This is a genomic window from Bacillus sp. EU63 (assembly GCF_038592915.1).
GTDB lineage: Bacteria > Bacillota > Bacilli > Bacillales > Bacillaceae > Bacillus > Bacillus velezensis.
Genome location: NZ_CP151944.1, coordinates 2,226,253 through 2,243,758, shown reverse-complemented (window position 1 = coordinate 2,243,758; position 17,506 = coordinate 2,226,253). Strand labels below are relative to the sequence as shown.

The window sequence follows — 17,506 nt, the reverse complement described above, 5'->3', positions numbered from 1 at the left end:
CGAAATTAAATGTATTCAATGGTGGAGGACACAGACAATGAAAGAAGTTAATAAAGAACAGATTGAACAGGCGGTTCGCCAGATTTTAGAGGCGATTGGAGAAGACCCGGACCGGGAAGGGCTTTTAGATACGCCGAAACGCGTGGCAAAAATGTACGCGGAAGTATTCTCGGGATTAAATGAAGACCCGAAAGAACACTTTAAAACCGTTTTCGGAGAAGACCATGAGGAGCTTGTTCTTGTAAAAGATATCGCGTTTCATTCCATGTGTGAACATCACCTTGTTCCTTTTTACGGAAAAGCGCATATTGCCTACATTCCGCGCGGCGGCAAAGTGACGGGCCTGAGTAAATTGGCGCGGGCGGTGGAAGCCGTCTCAAAACGCCCGCAGCTGCAGGAGCGCATCACTTCAACGATTGCCGAAAGCATCGTAGAGACCTTAGATCCCCACGGCGTCATGGTTGTCGTCGAAGCTGAGCATATGTGCATGACGATGAGGGGCGTAAGAAAGCCGGGTGCAAAAACAGTGACTTCCGCTGTAAGAGGTATTTTTAAAGATGATGCAGCGGCGCGTTCCGAAGTGTTAGAACATATTAAACGTGCGGATTAATAATGATAGAGGGTGCAGATATGAATTCAAAGCATTCAAGTGATTTTGTCGTCATTAAAGCGGTCGAGGACGGCGTGAACGTCATCGGTTTAACGAGAGGAACGGATACGAAATTTCACCATTCCGAAAAACTGGACAAAGGCGAAGTAATTATCGCTCAGTTTACTGAGCATACCTCTGCCATCAAAGTGAGAGGCAACGCCCTCATCCAGACCGCTTACGGAGAAATGAACAGCGAAAAAAAATAAGCCGGCTGTTTCCCGCTTTTGCCAAATGCCCGCAAACGGCGGGAGAATACAGCCAATTTCTTTTTTTTATGCTATAATGATACCTGCGTATAATAATGACGAGTAAATCTCATACATATTAGAATAAATGTGAATTTGGGGACAAGGGTGATATTTTTGCAAGACATCTACGGAACTTTAGCGAATCTAAATACGAAATTAAAACAAAAGCTGTCTCATCCTTATTTAGCGAAACATATTTCTGCGCCTAAAATCGATGAGGATAAGCTTCTTCTTTTTCACGCTTTGTTTGAAGAGGCGGACATTAAGAACAACGACAGAGAAAATTACATAGTAACTGCGATGCTTGTCCAAAGCGCCCTTGATACCCACGATGAAGTGACAACAGCCAGAGCGTTAAAGCGAGACGAAAATAAAAACCGGCAGCTCACCGTGCTTGCCGGCGACTATTTCAGCGGACTGTATTATTCGCTTTTATCTGAAATGAAGGATATCTATATGATTCGGACGCTCGCTACGGCAATTAAAGAAATCAATGAGCATAAAATCCGTCTGTACGATCGGTCTGTCAATGACTTGAATCAATTGATCGAAAGCATGGCGATTGTGGAAGCGGCCCTGTTTCACAGAGTGTCAGACCACTTTAATCTTCCGCGCTGGAAAGAGCTGGCGAGTGATTTTTTTGTATATAAGCGGCTGATGAACGGCAATGCTATATTTCTCGATGTCATCGGCAATATTGTAAAGTCAGGGAAATCAAAGGCTGACATAATGGAAGATAGCTTCCGAAAGGCAAAGCAAAGCATTGAAACGCTGCTGCCGCTTAATTCACCAATCCAAAACCTAATGCTGAACCGGCTTAAGGCGATCAGCCAGGACAAAACATATCATCAGAAAGTGGAAGAAGGGTAATCAACATGCAGGAGTCAAAAGAACAGCGCGTACACGGCGTGTTTGAAAAAATCTATAAAAATTATGACCAAATGAACTCTGTTATCAGTTTTCAGCAGCATAAAAAATGGCGCGATAAAACGATGCAGATCATGAATGTTAAAGAAGGCGCAAAAGCGCTTGATGTCTGCTGCGGAACGGCTGACTGGACGATTGCCCTCGCAGAAGCGGCCGGAAAAAGCGGCGAAATCAAAGGACTGGATTTCAGCAAAAATATGCTGAGCATCGGTGAGAAAAAAGTGAAAGAGGGCGGTTACAGCCAAATTGAGCTTTTGCACGGAAATGCGATGGAGCTTCCTTTCGCTGATGATTCTTTTGATTTTGTCACCATCGGCTTCGGGCTGCGAAACGTTCCCGACTATCTGACCGTGCTGAAAGAAATGCGGCGGGTCGTCAAACCGGGCGGGCAGGTCGTATGTCTGGAAACATCCCAGCCGGAAATGTTCGGGTTCAGACAGGCATATTTTCTTTATTTTAAATACATCATGCCTTTCTTCGGAAAAATGTTTGCGAAGAGCTATAAAGAATATTCTTGGCTTCAAGAATCGGCAAGAGAATTTCCCGGTATGAAAGAACTTGCGCGTCTGTTTGAAGAAGCGGGCCTGACGAATGTCAAATACCATTCGTTTACCGGCGGAGTGGCCGCTACGCATATCGGTTGGAAATGATGAATATACAGATGTTTGGGTGAATGATATGAAATTTAAAATGGCCTATTCTTTTTTAAATGACGATATTGATGTGATCGAAAGGGAGCTTGAGCAAACGGTGCGGTCAGACTATCCCTTGCTGAGTGAAGCCGGGCTCCATCTGCTCCAGGCGGGAGGCAAGCGGATCCGCCCTGTTTTCGTATTGCTTTCCGGCATGTTCGGCGACTATGACATTAATAAAATAAAATATGTTGCGGTGACGCTGGAAATGATTCATATGGCGTCCCTCGTGCATGACGACGTCATTGATGACGCCGAGCTGCGAAGGGGAAAACCGACCATCAAAGCCAAGTGGGACAACCGCATCGCCATGTATACCGGTGATTATATGCTTGCGGGTTCACTTGAGATGATGACGAGATTGGATGAGCCGAAAGCCCACCGGATCCTGTCCAAAACCATCGTAGAAGTATGCCTCGGAGAAATTGAACAGATCAGAGATAAATACAATATGGAACAAAACCTCAGAACCTATTTGCGCCGCATCAAACGGAAAACGGCTCTTCTCATTGCCGTCAGCTGCCAGCTCGGCGCCATCGCTTCGGGAGCTGATGAGAAGATTCACAAAGCATTATATTGGTTCGGTTATTACGTGGGCATGTCCTATCAGATTATTGACGACATTCTTGATTTCACTTCAACGGAAGAGGAACTGGGAAAACCGGTCGGAGGGGATCTGCTGCAAGGAAATGTCACTCTGCCCGTTTTGTACGCGCTCCGTCAGCCTGAATTGAAAAATCAGCTGAAATTAATTAACAGTGAAACAACACAGGAGCAGCTCGCCCCCATTATTGAAAATATTAAACGCACAGACGCGATTGAAAAATCAATGGCCGTCAGTGACAGGTACTTAAAAAAAGCGTTTGAAAAACTGAATACACTGCCGAGAGGACGTGCGCGCTCATCATTGGCCGCCATCGCCAAATATATCGGCAAACGGAAATTTTAAATTCCTTTTACGAACAAGATGTGAACATTCTCCGCCCTGGATTGATTAATTGTCAGAAAGATGTTACGATTTCGGTGTGCAACTTGAAAGCCTATACATAATGATGGGGTGGAGAATCTTATGGAAAAAACTTTTATCATGGTAAAACCGGACGGCGTACAGCGCCAGCTGATCGGAGAGATTTTATCCAGATTTGAGCGTAAGGGCTTACAATTGGCAGGAGCCAAGCTGATGCAAGTTTCAGAACAGATGGCTGAAAACCATTATGCTGAACATAAAGGGAAGCCGTTTTTCGGCGAGCTTGTGGAATTCATTACATCAGGACCCGTATTTGCAATGGTATGGGAAGGGGAAAATGTAGTAGAGATCACAAGACAGCTGATCGGAAAAACGAACCCGAAAGATGCACTGCCGGGCACGATCCGCGGTGACTACGGCATGTTTGTCGGCAAAAATATCATTCACGGTTCAGACTCCTTAGAAAGCGCTGAGCGGGAAATTCACATTTTCTTTAAACAGGAAGAGCTTGTACCGTATCAAAAATTAATGGCCGACTGGGTGTACTAAGCCGTCAGCCTTTCTTTTTCTCGTATTATGAAAAGGTTTACATCATTTATGAAAGACAGAGGCTGCGCTGCCCTGTCTTTTCATTTCTCACAAATCAGCCTGCGGGCTGATTTTTTTATTGAAATCGTACAAATTAGAAAGAAAACAGGCTATACTAGGACAAAAGACAGCGAGATTGGGAGAGAAGCAATGGAGCCTTACGACATTTTTATCACCAAGTGGAAACAAATAACCGGCGTTGATTTATCTTTATACAAAGAAGCACAGATGAAAAGGCGGCTGACGTCCCTTTATGAAAAGAAGGGGTTCAGAGATTTTCAGGAATTTGCCGCCGCTTTGGAAAAGGACAAGCTTTTATTAAACGAAACATTGGACAGAATGACGATCAATGTTTCTGAATTTTACCGAAATTATAAACGGTGGGAAGTTCTTGAAACCTCAATTCTTCCGTTAATAAAGCATAACAAACCGTTAAAAATATGGAGTGCGGCCTGTTCAACGGGAGAGGAGCCCTATACTTTGGCTATGATTCTCAATCAGCAGACGGGACTGGCCGGATTTGATATATTGGCGACAGATATTGATGAAAAGGCGCTAAGCAAAGCCAAGCGGGGCATCTATCAGGAACGCTCGCTGCAAGAGGTGCCGGCTTCCGTGAAAAGCCGTTATTTCACCAAGCAGGCTGACAGCAGCTATCAAGTAAAACAAGAGATTCAGAAAAACATCCGGTTTAAGCGGCACAACCTGCTTGCCGACAGCTATGAACAGGATTTTGACCTGATCGTCTGCCGCAACGTCTTTATTTATTTTACTGAAAAAGCAAAAGAGGAGCTGTATGTGAAAATGGCGGGCAGCCTGAAAAAGAACGGAATTCTGTTTGTCGGCAGTACAGAGCAAATTTTCAGCCCGGAAAAATTCGGCCTTGAGAGCACTGATACATTTTTTTATCAAAAAAGATAGAAGACATTTAATGAAAACTTGTGGTATAGTTTTACTTAAAAGCGTTAATGCGATGAAGGGAGAAGAAAGAAATGAGATACTTAACAGCCGGAGAATCACACGGTCCGCAGCTGACGACAATTATAGAAGGTGTGCCTGCGGGGCTTTATATAACTGAAGAAGACATTAATTTTGAGCTTGCCAGACGTCAAAAAGGGCACGGCCGCGGACGCCGCATGCAGATTGAAACGGACAGAGCGAAGATCACGAGCGGCGTGCGGCATGGCCGGACACTCGGTTCACCTATCGCGCTCGTTGTAGAGAATAAAGATTGGACTCACTGGACAAAAATCATGGGCGCTGCACCGATTACAGAAGAAGAAGAAAGTGAAATGAAACGCCAGATTTCAAGACCGAGACCGGGACACGCAGATTTGAACGGTGCTATTAAGTATAATCACCGCGATATGAGAAATGTGTTAGAACGATCTTCCGCGCGTGAGACAACGGTTCGCGTGGCTGCCGGAGCCGTCGCTAAAAAGATTTTAGCGGAGCTTGGCATTAAAGTCGCCGGGCATGTCCTGCAAATCGGCAGCGTAAAAGCAGAGAAAACCGATTACACATCCATTGAGGATCTCAAACGGGTAACGGAAGAATCACCGGTCAGATGCTACGATGAAGAAGCAGGCCGTCAAATGATGGCAGCCATTGATGAAGCGAAGGCAAACGGCGACTCGATCGGCGGGATCGTTGAAGTGATCGTCGAAGGTATGCCGGTCGGTGTCGGAAGCTATGTCCACTATGACCGTAAGCTGGACAGCAAGCTTGCTGCTGCCGTTCTGTCGATTAACGCGTTTAAAGGCGTAGAGTTCGGCATCGGTTTTGAAGCGGCCGGCAAAAACGGCAGTGAAGTTCATGATGAAATCGTATGGGATGAAGAGAAAGGCTATACACGCGCCACAAACAGGCTCGGAGGATTAGAAGGCGGTATGACGACGGGAATGCCGATTGTCGTCCGCGGCGTTATGAAACCGATCCCTACTTTGTACAAGCCGCTGAAAAGCGTCGACATTGAAACGAAAGAACCGTTTACAGCGAGCATTGAACGTTCAGACAGCTGCGCGGTTCCGGCAGCAAGCGTAGTGGCTGAAGCAGCAGTGGCCTGGGAAATCGCAAATGCCGTCGTAGAGCAATTCGGGCTTGACCAGATCGACCGCATTAAAGAAAATGTTGAAAACATGAAAAAACTATCGAGGGAATTCTGATGAAAGAGCTTGAGGTTCGGACAGCTTCCTCCGCATATCCCGTGTATATCGGTGAAGGCATAAGGAAACAGGCCGCTGCTCTTTTGTCTTCACTGAACAGGCCGCTGACAAAGATCCTTCTCGTCATCGATGCTGAAGTTGACCGGCTTTACGGCGATGAGATGTTCCGGCTTTTAAGCGAAACATGGCCCGTGAAAAAAGTAATCGTTCCAAGCGGAGAAGAAGCGAAGTCTCTAAAAGAGTATGAACGGATTCAAACGGAAGCGATCGCTTTCCATATGGACCGCTCCTCATGTATGATCGCCTTCGGAGGCGGCGTGACGGGTGATTTGGCCGGCTTTTGCGCAGCAACATTTATGCGAGGAATTGATTTCATTCAAATGCCGACGACACTGCTTGCCCATGACAGCGCGGTCGGCGGCAAGGTGGCCGTCAACCATAAACTCGGAAAGAACTTAATCGGCGCGTTTTATCAGCCGAAAGCGGTGATTTACGATACGGAGCTTCTGAAAACCCTGCCGGAACAAGAGCTGAGATCGGGCATGGCTGAAGTGATCAAACACGCGTTTATCGCCGATCATGCTTTTTTAGAAAAACTTCTCACGTTTGACACGTTGCAAGGACTGACAAGCGCTGAGCTGAATGAAATGATTTATAAAGGAATTTCAATCAAATCGGCCGTCGTGCGTGAGGACGAAAAGGAAGAGGGGATAAGAGCTTTTCTGAATTTCGGCCATACGCTCGGCCATGCCGTTGAGGCGGAATACGGCTACGGCCGGATTACACATGGAGATGCGGTCGCCCTCGGCATGCAGTTTGCCCTTTACGTGAGTGAACAGGTTGCGGGTTGCAAGATGAACAGGAAAGAACTCACACAATGGCTGATTGGGCTCGGCTACCCGGGAAGCATCAGACAAGATATTGAAACGCCGGTTCTCTCCGCCCGGATGATGAATGATAAAAAAACGCGCGGAGGCATGACACAGTTCATCGTGTTAAAGGAATTAGGCGAAGCGCAGGACTGCATGCTTTCAAAAGATGAGCTTGAAAATTTGCTGAACAAATGGCGAATGGAGGAAACAGCATGATGATACGCGGCATTCGCGGAGCAACAACGGTGGAACAAGACACTGAACAAGAAATTTTAGAAAAAACACAGCAGCTGCTTGAAAAAATCATTGAACAAAATGGATGCAAGCCGGAAGACGTTGTGCAGATCCTGTTATCCGCCACGCCTGATATCCATTCCGTATTTCCGGCAAAAGCGGTCCGCCGCCTTTCCGGGTGGCAGTACGTCCCGGTGACGTGCATGCAGGAAATGGATGTCACCGGCGCTCTGCAAAAGTGTATCCGTGTCCTGATGACGGTTCAGACGGATACGCCTCAGGATGAAATCAAGCATGTCTATTTAGAAAAAGCCGTTGTGTTAAGGCCGGATTTATCATTGACAAAAAATACTGACATGTAATACGATAAACAAAGCTTAGAAATACACAAGAGTGTGTATAGAGCTGGTAAGTAAGATATTGAACAGTTGAGTTTAGAATAGGGTAGCAGAGAATGAGTTTAGCTGAGCTGAGATAAACACGTTTTTATTCTGCCCAAAAGAAGCCTTTCTTTTGGGTTTATTTCTTATACGCAAGACTCCTCTCACTCTTCATCTCATTCTCCTTACCGTAAGGAGGAGAATCATGAATTTACAATCGGATGTTTCTTTATTTTTAAAGGACAGTCTGACACACCGCACCATTCCAATCGCAGAGACTTTTACGGTCGACACGATCACACCCATTCAGATGGTTGAAAAACTGGACAGAAACATTACGTATCTTTTAGAAAGCAAGGATGAGTCGTCAAGCTGGTCGAGATACTCTTTTATCGGCCTCGATCCTTTTATCACCATTAAAGAGAGTCATGACACATTCACTGCCGCTGATCCAAATGGGCATACGCTGTTTGAAGGCGGAGAATTAAAAGCCGTGCTTGACTGGATGAATGAGAGCTTCCGCATTAAAACACCCGAGCTTGATATCCCATTTTCGGGAGGGGCGGTCGGTTATCTGAGCTATGACATGATTCCTTTGATTGAGCCTTCCGTGCCAAGCCACGCGAAAGAAACAGATTTCGAAAAATGCATGCTGTTTGTCTGCCGGAAAATCATCGCGTACGACCACGAAACGAAACAAGTGCATTTCATTCAATATGCGGAGCTTAACGGCCGGGAGACGGAGGAAGAAAAGCGGGCCGTTTTTAAAGAAAATTGCGCGGAGCTTCGTAAGCTTATCGGTATTTTGACAGAATCGAAAGATATGAAAGAGCCGTTTTTTTCTAAAGAAACGTTTGACACGCCAAGTTTTGCCGATGTGACATCCAATTATACGAAAGAAGAGTTTATGGCCGGCGTCAATAAACTGAAAGAATATATAAAAGCGGGAGACATTTTTCAAGGGGTGCTTTCGCAAAAGTTTGACATTCCGGTATCCAGACATTCATTTGAGCTGTACAGGGTGCTTCGCATCATCAATCCTTCACCCTATATGTACTATATCAAACTGCCTGACAGAGACATTGTCGGGAGTTCGCCTGAACGTCTGATCCGCGTGCATGACAGGCACCTGGAAATTCATCCGATTGCCGGAACGAGAAGAAGGGGCGCCGGAAAAAAAGAAGATGAACGCCTGAAAAAAGAGCTGATGAATGACGAAAAAGAAAAAGCTGAACATTACATGCTCGTCGATCTTGCGCGCAATGACATCGGCAGAGTTGCGGAGTACGGTTCCGTAGCCGTTCCGGAATTCACAAAGGTCGTTTCTTTTTCACATGTGATGCACATCATCTCTGTTGTAACCGGCCGTTTAAAACAGGGCGTCCATCCCGTTGACGCGCTGATGTCGGCATTCCCGGCAGGAACACTCACGGGCGCTCCGAAAATCCGCGCGATGCAGCTTTTAAATGAATTAGAACCGACTTCCAGAGAAACTTACGGCGGATGTATCGCTTATATCGGATTTGACGGGTCAATTGATTCGTGTATTACCATCCGCACCATGAGTGTCAAAAACGGTACGGCGTCGGTGCAGGCGGGCGCAGGAATAGTCGCCGATTCCGTCCCGGAAGCCGAATATGAAGAAAGCTGTAACAAAGCGGGGGCGCTTTTAAAAACGATTCAAATCGCAGAAGACATCTTTTCTGGCGGGGAGGAGAAGACGGATGAACAAATTTCTGCAATCGTGCGTTAATGGCCGTACGCTGAAAATTGGAGAAGCCGAAAAGCTGATGGAGATGATGATGAACGGGGACATGTCGCAGTCTGAGATCGGCGGGATTTTATCGGTATTAGCCCACCGGGGTGAAACGGCGGAGGAGCTTGCCGGATTTGTAAAAGTGATGCGGGCGCGGGCACAGACATCAGGTGGCTTGGCGGATGTCGTTGATACGTGCGGAACAGGCGGAGACGGGATTTCTACGTTTAACATATCCACGGCAGCGGCGATTACAGCTTCTGCCGCCGGAGCTAAAGTTGCCAAGCACGGAAATCGCTCCGTTTCGTCTAAAAGCGGCAGCGCGGATGTGCTGGAAAAGCTGGGGGTTTCCATTCAAGCCACTCCAGAAAGCGTTAAACGCAGCATTGAAATGAAACAAATGGGATTTTTGTTTGCGCCGCTGTTTCATTCGTCAATGAAGCACGTCGCCGCCGCAAGAAAAGAGCTTGGCTTCCGAACCGTATTTAATCTGCTGGGCCCGCTCAGCAACCCGCTGCAGGTGAAGCGGCAGGTGATCGGCGTCTATTCATTTGATAAAGCGCGCCTGATGGCAAGCGCTTTGGAACAATTTGATGTCAGACACGTCATGCTTGTCTCTGCCCGTGACGGATTAGATGAATTGTCCATCTCAGCACCGACCGATATCATTGAACTGAAAAACGGTGAACGTCTGGAATATTCCGTTTCACCTGAACAATTCGGTTTTGCAGAAGGTTCATTGAAGGATATTCAAGTGAGTTCATCGGAAGAAAGCGCGCTCCTCATTCAGAATATTTTTGCAAATAAAGCTCCGTCATCCGCTCTGCATATTACCGCCTTAAATGCGGGCGCGGCCATTTATACGGCAGGTCTTGCAAACGATCTGAAAGAAGGAACGAAAACCGCCTTAGAAGCGATTCAAAACGGAGATGCCAAAAGGCAGCTCGAACGTCTGAAACAGAAAGAGGAAGAAATGTATGCTTGATCAAATCATTCAGCAGAAAAAAGAAGAAATCAAATCCATCGTGCTGCCGGAAACCTGTCAAATTAAACGGAGATCCTTTAAAGAAGCGCTCCTGAACCCGAACCGTTTTATCGGGCTGATTGCCGAAGTGAAAAAAGCTTCGCCGTCTAAAGGATTGATTAAAGAGCATTTTGTTCCGGAAACGATTGCGGCGGATTATGAAGCGGCTAAAGCCGACGCCCTTTCGGTTCTCACGGATACCCGTTTTTTTCAGGGGAGAAATCAATTTCTGACAGATGTGAAACAAACCGTGTCTCTTCCCGTGCTGAGAAAAGATTTTATTATTGATTCCCTTCAGGTGGAGGAATCGTTCAGGATCGGCGCCGATGCCATTTTGCTGATCGGGGAAGCGCTGGAACCTTCAGAGCTTTATGAGCTTTATCTGGAAGCCCGCGAGAAGGGCATGGACGTTCTCGTTGAAGTCCATGGTGAAACTGTGCTTGAACGGATTTTACAAGTGTTTCAGCCGGACATTCTCGGCATAAACAACCGGGACTTAAAAACGTTCCGTACTTCTGTTTCGCAAACGGAAAAAATAGCGCAGCTTGTACCGGACGGCTGCCTGCTGGTCAGCGAAAGCGGCATCGGTTCTTTGGCTGACCTGCAATTTGTCAACAAGCACGGGGCGCAGGCTGTATTGGCCGGAGAATCCTTAATGAGAGAGGATTCGCAGCAAAAGGCGATCCGCGGACTGTTCGGGGAGTGACGATATGAAAAAGCCTGAGTTAAAGTACTGCGGAATACGATCGAAGCGTGATTATGAACTTGCGGCAGCTTCAGAAGCGGATTATCTGGGATTTATTTTTGCCGCAAGCAAACGGAGAGTAACGCCGGATGAGGTCCGGAAATGGAAAGAGCAGGTCCGGACAGACAAGAAACATGTCGGAGTATTTGTAAATGAAACGATAGAAAACATCGCGCAAATCGCCTCTGATCTGGCACTTGACGTCATCCAGCTTCACGGTGATGAATCGCCTGAGGATGCCCGCCGCCTCCGTTCGCTTGTGCGCTCGGAAATATGGAAAGCGCTCCATCACGGGGAAGGGACGCTCCGTCAGATGGCTCAATTTGCACCTGCTGTCGACGGCTATGTCATTGATTCTTCAGTAAAAGGAATGAGAGGCGGCACGGGAATCGCGTTTTCATGGGCCCGTGTCCCCTTGTACCGAAAGCAGGCTCAAAATGCAAACAAGCGCTGTTTTATCGCGGGCGGCGTTAATCCTGAAACGATTACAGGCTTACTGAGATCGCGTCCGTGCGGTATAGATCTTGCCAGCGGAATTGAAAAAAACGGACAAAAGGATCAAACACTGATCCGGCTTTTAGAAGAAAGGATGAATCACTATGTATCCATATCCAAATGAAATCGGAAGATACGGCGAATTCGGCGGCAAATTTGTCCCTGAAACATTGATGCGGCCCCTTGAGGAAATCGAAACGGCTTTCACAGAATTAAAGAATGATCCCGTTTTTCATGCCGAATATAAAAAGCTATTGTTTGATTACTCCGGAAGACCGACCGCATTAACGTTCGCAGACAGGGTGTCAGAGTATTTGGGAGGGGCGAAAATCTATCTGAAAAGAGAAGATTTAAACCATACCGGCTCTCATAAAATTAACAACGCGCTAGGCCAGATTCTGCTTGCCAAAAAGATGGGCAAAACGAAAATCATCGCCGAAACCGGTGCGGGACAGCACGGTGTGGCTGCCGCGACAGCCGCCGCAAAATTCGGTTTTAAGTGTACGGTTTTTATGGGTGAAGAAGACGTTGCACGCCAGTCGCTGAACGTATTCCGGATGAAACTGCTCGGCGCGGAAGTGGTGCCGGTCACAAGCGGCAACGGCACGCTGAAAGATGCGACGAATGAGGCAATCAGGTATTGGGTCCAGCATTGTGAAGATCATTTCTACCTTATCGGTTCTGTAGTGGGGCCGCACCCGTATCCGTATATCGTTCGCGAATTCCAGAAAATCATCGGCGAGGAAGCGAAAGAACAGCTCCGCCGGGTTGAAGGAACGCTCCCGGATAAGGTTGTTGCATGTGTCGGCGGCGGAAGCAATGCGATGGGCATTTTTCAGGCCTTTTTAGACGAAGATACTGAGCTGATCGGCGCCGAGGCGGCCGGAAAAGGAATTGATACGCCGCTGCATGCGGCAACGATCGCAAAAGGGACGCTCGGGGTGATTCACGGTTCAATGACCTATTTAATACAAGATGAATACGGGCAGATTATCGAACCGTATTCCATTTCAGCAGGCCTTGATTACCCGGGGATCGGCCCTGAGCACGCCTATCTGCATAAAAGCGGCCGTGTAACGTACGAAAGCGTGACAGACGATGAAGCGATTGCCGCGTTACGTCTGCTTTCTGAAACAGAGGGTATTCTTCCGGCTATTGAATCTGCCCACGCCCTGGCAAAAGCGTTTGAAATGGCAAAAGACATGGATAAAGATAAAATCATTCTCGTCAGTTTATCGGGAAGAGGAGATAAAGACGTTCATACGCTGATGAATGTTTTGGAAAACGGGGTGGAGACACATGTTTAATCTGCGAGATTCTGAAAAATTATTTATCCCTTTTATTACAGCTGGCGATCCGCTTCCTGACATTTCTGTTGAGCTGGCAATATCATTGCAGAATGCAGGCGCTTCTGCCCTTGAAATCGGCGTTCCTTACACAGATCCGCTCGCGGACGGACCCGTCATACAACGGGCTTCAAAACGGGCTCTGGAAAACGGAATGAATATCGTAAAAGCAATTGAACTTGGCGGCAAAATGAAAAAAAACGGTGTTCATATTCCAATTATCCTCTTTACGTATTATAATCCTGTGTTACAATTAGAAAAAGAATACTTTTTCGCTTTACTGCGGGAAAACGACATAGACGGCCTGCTTGTACCCGACCTTCCATTAGAGGAAAGCGCCCTTTTGCAAATGACATGCAAAAAGGAGAACATCGCTTATATCTCACTGGTTGCGCCGACAAGTGAAGACCGTTTGAAAATAATTACTGAACAGGCCCGCGGCTTTGTGTATTGTGTATCCTCTTTAGGAGTGACGGGCGTACGCAGCGAATTCGATCCTTCTGTATACTCTTTCATCCGTAAGGTGAAAGAATTCAGCTCTGTTCCGGTGGCGGTCGGTTTTGGCATTTCAAACCGCAAACAGGTTGACGGGATGAATGAAATATCTGACGGTGTCGTTGTCGGCAGCGCGCTTGTCAAAAAAGTTGAAGAGCTTAAAACAAAGCTTGTGAATCCCGGCACAAGAGCTGATGCGCTTCTTGAATTTGAAGAATACGCAAAGACGTTCGGACGACTGTACAGTGTAAAATGAGGTGACTGGATTTGCAGATTAAAGAACAGCTGCGGCAGCTGAAACCGTATCAGCCGGGCAAACCAATAGAAGAAGTGAAAATGGAATACGGGCTTGAAAAAGTAGTAAAACTCGCTTCTAACGAAAATCCGTTCGGCTGTTCACAGGCCGCAAAAGATGCGCTGCATCGGGAGATTGAGCAGCTTGCGCTGTATCCCGACGGTTACAGTGCCGCTTTGAGAACGCGGCTCAGTGAGCATCTGCAGGTCAGTGAATCTTCGATCATTTTCGGCAACGGCTCTGATGAGCTAGTGCAGATTATCTGCCGTTCTTTATTAAATGATCAGGCAAACACGATTACCGCCGCCCCGACTTTCCCGCAATACAGACACAATGCGGTGATTGAAGGCGCTGAGGTGCGCGAGGTGCCGCTCCGCAGTGACGGCGCTCATGATTTGGACCGGATGCTGGAAGCAATTGACGGCGAGACGAAAGTCATATGGGTATGCAGCCCCAATAATCCGACGGGGACATATACTTCTGAGCAAGAGCTAATTGCCTTTTTAAACAGAGTTCCCGAGCATATACTCGTTGTCCTTGATGAAGCGTACTACGAGTATGTTACGGCGGAAGATTACCCAGAAAGCATTCCGCTTTTAAAGCAATATCCGAATGTCATGATCCTCCGCACCTTCTCTAAAGCGTACGGACTTGCCGCGCTGCGCGTCGGATACGGCATTGCGGACGAAGCGCTGATCCGCCAGATTGAACCGGCGAGAGAGCCGTTCAATACGAGCAGAATCGGTCAGGCTTCGGCACTGGCAGCGCTTGACGACCAGACATTTATCCAGGAATGCGTCGAGAAAAATAAAGCCGGCCTTAAGCAGTATTATGATTTTGCGGAAACTCACGGATTAACTTGTTATCCTTCACAAACCAACTTTGTGCTCATTGATTTTAACCGCCCGGCGGATGAACTGTTCCAAGCCCTGTTGGAAAAAGGATATATCGTCCGCTCAGGACAGGCGCTCGGATTTCCGACAGCGTTAAGGATTACGGTCGGTACGAAAGAGCAGAATGAGGAAATTCTCACAATTTTAGCTGAAATATTATAAGAGGTGATCAAGCATCACCTCTTTGCTCTATTAAAATAGATGAAAAAGGAAATGAGTGAAATGAAGGATACCATATTGCTTGCGGGGATCGGGCTGATCGGCGGATCGATCGCATTGGCCATCAAAAAGGAGCATCCGCATAAACGGATTATCGGTGTGGATATTTCGGAAGAACAGCTCACTGCCGCGCTGAAGCTCGGAATTATTGACGAGCGGGCCGGCTCATTGACGGAAGGGGCGCAGCAAGCGTCTGTTGTCATTATCGCCACGCCTGTCGCCCAAACGCTGAAAATGCTCGATATGCTGGCCGCATCAGACATCACCCATGAACTCCTGATTACGGATGTGGGCAGCACGAAACAGAAAGTCGTCAGCTACGCCGACAAAGTGCTTCCGGCTCACTATCAATTTGTCGGCGGCCATCCGATGGCGGGATCTCATAAATCCGGGGCCGCTGCGGCGAAAGAATTTTTATTCGAAAATGCGTTTTACATTTTAACACCCGGAAAATCAACTTCTAAAGAGTCAGTAACGCATCTGAAGGAACTTTTGAAAGCGGCAAACGCCCACTTTGTGGAGATGACTCCCGAGGAGCATGACGGCGTAACGAGCGTCATCAGCCATTTCCCTCATATCGTTGCTGCAAGCCTCGTACATCAGGCTCATCATGCTGAAGAAGATTATCCGTTTTTGAAACGTTTCGCAGCCGGCGGTTTTCGGGACATCACCAGGATCGCCTCAAGCAGTCCGGCGATGTGGAGGGACATACTTCTTCATAACAAAGATAAACTGCTTGACCGCTTCAAAGAATGGAAACGGGAGATTGACACGATCGAATCTTATGTAGAAAATGAAGATGCGGACAGCCTGTTCGGATATTTTAAAAAAGCGAAAGATTATCGCGACGGTCTGCCGCTCCGTCAAAAAGGAGCGATCCCGTCCTTTTATGACCTTTATGTCGATGTTCCCGATCATCCGGGGGTCATTTCGGAAATTACGGCGATATTGGCAGAAGAAAAAATCAGTATCACCAACATCCGCATTATCGAAACAAGAGAAGATATTAACGGAATTCTCAGAATCAGTTTCCAGACTGATGATGACAGGAAGCGGGCGGAAACCTGCATTCAATCCCGCGCTAAATATGACACATTTTACGCTGACTGAGGTGGAAAACATTGAAAAGAGAAAAAGTGACGTCTTTAAACGGTGAAATTCATATTCCGGGGGATAAATCCATCTCCCACCGTTCTGTTATGTTCGGAGCGCTTGCGGAAGGAACGACAACGGTAAAAAACTTTTTGCCCGGAGCCGATTGTCTGAGCACCATTGCCTGCTTCAGAAAAATGGGTGTCTCCATTGAACAAAACGGAAGTGATGTAACGATATACGGGAAGGGCATTGACGCACTTTGTGAGCCTGACAGCCTTCTTGATGTCGGAAATTCCGGCACGACCATCCGCCTGATGCTCGGCATTTTAGCCGGACGCCCATTTCACAGTACGGTAGCGGGCGACGAAAGTATTGCAAAGCGTCCGATGAAGAGGGTGACGGAGCCTTTAAAACAGATGGGAGCCGCGATTGACGGAAGAGCGGACGGAGGATTTACGCCTTTATCCGTAAGAGGCGGACAATTGAAAGGCATTGATTACGTCTCCCCTGTTGCAAGCGCGCAGATCAAATCCGCCGTGCTGCTTGCCGGATTGCAGGCTGAAGGGACGACGACCGTCACTGAGCCTCATAAATCAAGAGACCATACGGAACGGATGCTGAACGCTTTTGGCGCCGAGCTTGCGGAAACGGAGACGAGCGCTTCCGTAACGGGCGGTCAGAAGCTTCGGGGAGCTGATATTTTCGTGCCCGGCGATATTTCTTCAGCGGCCTTTTTCCTCGCCGCGGGCGCTGTCGTTCCCGGAAGCCGGATTGTGCTGAAAAATGTCGGCCTGAATCCGACACGCACGGGAATGATTGATGTCTTAAAGCAAATGGGGGCTTCACTTGAAGTGATTCCTTCAGAAGCGGACAGCGCGGAGCCTTACGGAGACCTGGTTATTGAAACTTCAGATCTGAAAGCGGCAGAAATCGGCGGAGAAATCATTCCCCGTTTAATTGACGAGATCCCGATTATCGCCCTTTTGGCAACGCAGGCTGAAGGCACAACTGTCATTAAAGACGCTGCGGAGCTGAAGGTGAAGGAAACGAACCGGATCGACACCGTCGTATCAGAGCTCCGGAAAATCGGTGCAGACATTGAACCGACTGAAGACGGCATGAAAATACACGGCAAAAAAACGCTTGCGGGCGGAGCCGATGTGTCAAGCCACGGCGACCACCGCATCGGCATGATGCTCGGTATCGCTTCATGCCTGACAGAAGAGCCGATTGACATCCGTGATACTGAGGCGATCCATGTCTCATATCCGACATTTTTTGAGCATTTAGATCAATTAGCCAAAAAAGCCTGAAGACGATTCTTCGGGCTTTTTTCTTCATGTGTCATAAAATCTTGGGCTTTGACATAGCTTGTCTTAAACAGAAAAATAAAAGAAAGGGGGAATGCGTTTTCGTTA

The 17,506-nt window shown here is 47.5% G+C and carries 19 protein-coding genes; all 19 read left to right on the top strand.

The window, feature by feature from the left end; genetic code table 11:
• The first annotated feature begins 37 nt into the window (after positions 1-37).
• The 19 genes from folE to aroA all read left to right on the top strand — a co-directional run bounded on the left by folE (position 38) and on the right by aroA (position 17,401).
• Positions 38-610, top strand: a complete 573-nt coding sequence (folE, locus tag NYE38_RS11090) for a GTP cyclohydrolase I FolE (protein WP_003153448.1) — start codon at positions 38-40, stop codon at positions 608-610.
• Between the two features lie 20 nt (positions 611-630).
• Positions 631-858 (top strand): trp RNA-binding attenuation protein MtrB, encoded by a 228-nt coding sequence (gene mtrB, locus NYE38_RS11085; protein ID WP_003153449.1) that lies wholly within the window; start codon positions 631-633, stop codon positions 856-858.
• A 156-nt stretch (positions 859-1,014) separates the two neighbouring features.
• Positions 1,015-1,770, top strand: a complete 756-nt coding sequence (gene hepS, locus NYE38_RS11080; protein WP_007409455.1) for a heptaprenyl diphosphate synthase component 1 — start codon at positions 1,015-1,017, stop codon at positions 1,768-1,770.
• A 5-nt stretch (positions 1,771-1,775) separates the two neighbouring features.
• Positions 1,776-2,477, top strand: coding sequence for a demethylmenaquinone methyltransferase (gene menG / locus NYE38_RS11075; RefSeq protein ID WP_003153453.1), 702 nt, complete (start codon positions 1,776-1,778; stop codon positions 2,475-2,477).
• A gap of 28 nt (positions 2,478-2,505) precedes the next feature.
• On the top strand, positions 2,506-3,468 hold the full coding sequence (hepT, locus tag NYE38_RS11070; RefSeq protein ID WP_003153454.1) for a heptaprenyl diphosphate synthase component II: 963 nt from the start codon (positions 2,506-2,508) through the stop codon (positions 3,466-3,468).
• A 120-nt stretch (positions 3,469-3,588) separates the two neighbouring features.
• Positions 3,589-4,035 carry a nucleoside-diphosphate kinase gene (gene ndk / locus NYE38_RS11065; protein ID WP_007409456.1) on the top strand — a complete coding sequence of 149 codons (447 nt, stop codon included), beginning with the start codon at positions 3,589-3,591 and terminating at the stop codon, positions 4,033-4,035.
• A 189-nt stretch (positions 4,036-4,224) separates the two neighbouring features.
• Complete coding sequence (locus tag NYE38_RS11060) at positions 4,225-4,995, top strand: protein-glutamate O-methyltransferase (RefSeq protein WP_021494243.1); 771 nt, start codon at positions 4,225-4,227, stop codon at positions 4,993-4,995.
• A 71-nt stretch (positions 4,996-5,066) separates the two neighbouring features.
• On the top strand, positions 5,067-6,239 hold the full coding sequence (gene aroC, locus NYE38_RS11055) for a chorismate synthase (protein WP_029973644.1): 1,173 nt from the start codon (positions 5,067-5,069) through the stop codon (positions 6,237-6,239).
• Positions 6,239-7,327, top strand: a complete 1,089-nt coding sequence (gene aroB / locus NYE38_RS11050; protein ID WP_017418040.1) for a 3-dehydroquinate synthase — start codon at positions 6,239-6,241, stop codon at positions 7,325-7,327. The genes aroC and aroB overlap by 1 nt, the downstream gene beginning before the upstream one ends.
• Positions 7,324-7,707, top strand: a complete 384-nt coding sequence (gene aroH / locus NYE38_RS11045) for a chorismate mutase (RefSeq protein WP_003153463.1) — start codon at positions 7,324-7,326, stop codon at positions 7,705-7,707. Before aroB ends, aroH begins: the two co-directional genes overlap by 4 nt.
• A gap of 223 nt (positions 7,708-7,930) precedes the next feature.
• The gene (trpE, locus tag NYE38_RS11040) at positions 7,931-9,478 is read left to right on the top strand and encodes an anthranilate synthase component I (RefSeq protein ID WP_017418039.1); all 1,548 of its coding nucleotides are present in this window, start codon (positions 7,931-7,933) and stop codon (positions 9,476-9,478) included.
• Positions 9,450-10,466, top strand: a complete 1,017-nt coding sequence (gene trpD, locus NYE38_RS11035) for an anthranilate phosphoribosyltransferase (RefSeq protein WP_017418038.1) — start codon at positions 9,450-9,452, stop codon at positions 10,464-10,466. Before trpE ends, trpD begins: the two co-directional genes overlap by 29 nt.
• Positions 10,459-11,211, top strand: coding sequence for an indole-3-glycerol phosphate synthase TrpC (gene trpC / locus NYE38_RS11030; protein WP_326116926.1), 753 nt, complete (start codon positions 10,459-10,461; stop codon positions 11,209-11,211). Before trpD ends, trpC begins: the two co-directional genes overlap by 8 nt.
• 4 nt (positions 11,212-11,215) lie before the next feature.
• Entirely contained in the window at positions 11,216-11,869 is a 654-nt protein-coding gene (locus NYE38_RS11025; RefSeq protein ID WP_021494238.1) for a phosphoribosylanthranilate isomerase, read from the top strand.
• Positions 11,850-13,052, top strand: a complete 1,203-nt coding sequence (trpB, locus tag NYE38_RS11020) for a tryptophan synthase subunit beta (RefSeq protein ID WP_014418255.1) — start codon at positions 11,850-11,852, stop codon at positions 13,050-13,052. The genes NYE38_RS11025 and trpB overlap by 20 nt, the downstream gene beginning before the upstream one ends.
• On the top strand, positions 13,045-13,842 hold the full coding sequence (gene trpA, locus NYE38_RS11015) for a tryptophan synthase subunit alpha (RefSeq protein WP_070082032.1): 798 nt from the start codon (positions 13,045-13,047) through the stop codon (positions 13,840-13,842). The genes trpB and trpA overlap by 8 nt, the downstream gene beginning before the upstream one ends.
• Positions 13,843-13,853: 11 nt before the next feature.
• Positions 13,854-14,936 (top strand): histidinol-phosphate transaminase, encoded by a 1,083-nt coding sequence (gene hisC, locus NYE38_RS11010; RefSeq protein ID WP_077722520.1) that lies wholly within the window; start codon positions 13,854-13,856, stop codon positions 14,934-14,936.
• A gap of 51 nt (positions 14,937-14,987) precedes the next feature.
• Positions 14,988-16,103 (top strand): prephenate dehydrogenase, encoded by a 1,116-nt coding sequence (locus NYE38_RS11005; protein WP_252052891.1) that lies wholly within the window; start codon positions 14,988-14,990, stop codon positions 16,101-16,103.
• A gap of 11 nt (positions 16,104-16,114) precedes the next feature.
• The gene (gene aroA / locus NYE38_RS11000; protein WP_065180552.1) at positions 16,115-17,401 is read left to right on the top strand and encodes a 3-phosphoshikimate 1-carboxyvinyltransferase; all 1,287 of its coding nucleotides are present in this window, start codon (positions 16,115-16,117) and stop codon (positions 17,399-17,401) included.
• Positions 17,402-17,506 lie beyond the last annotated feature (105 nt).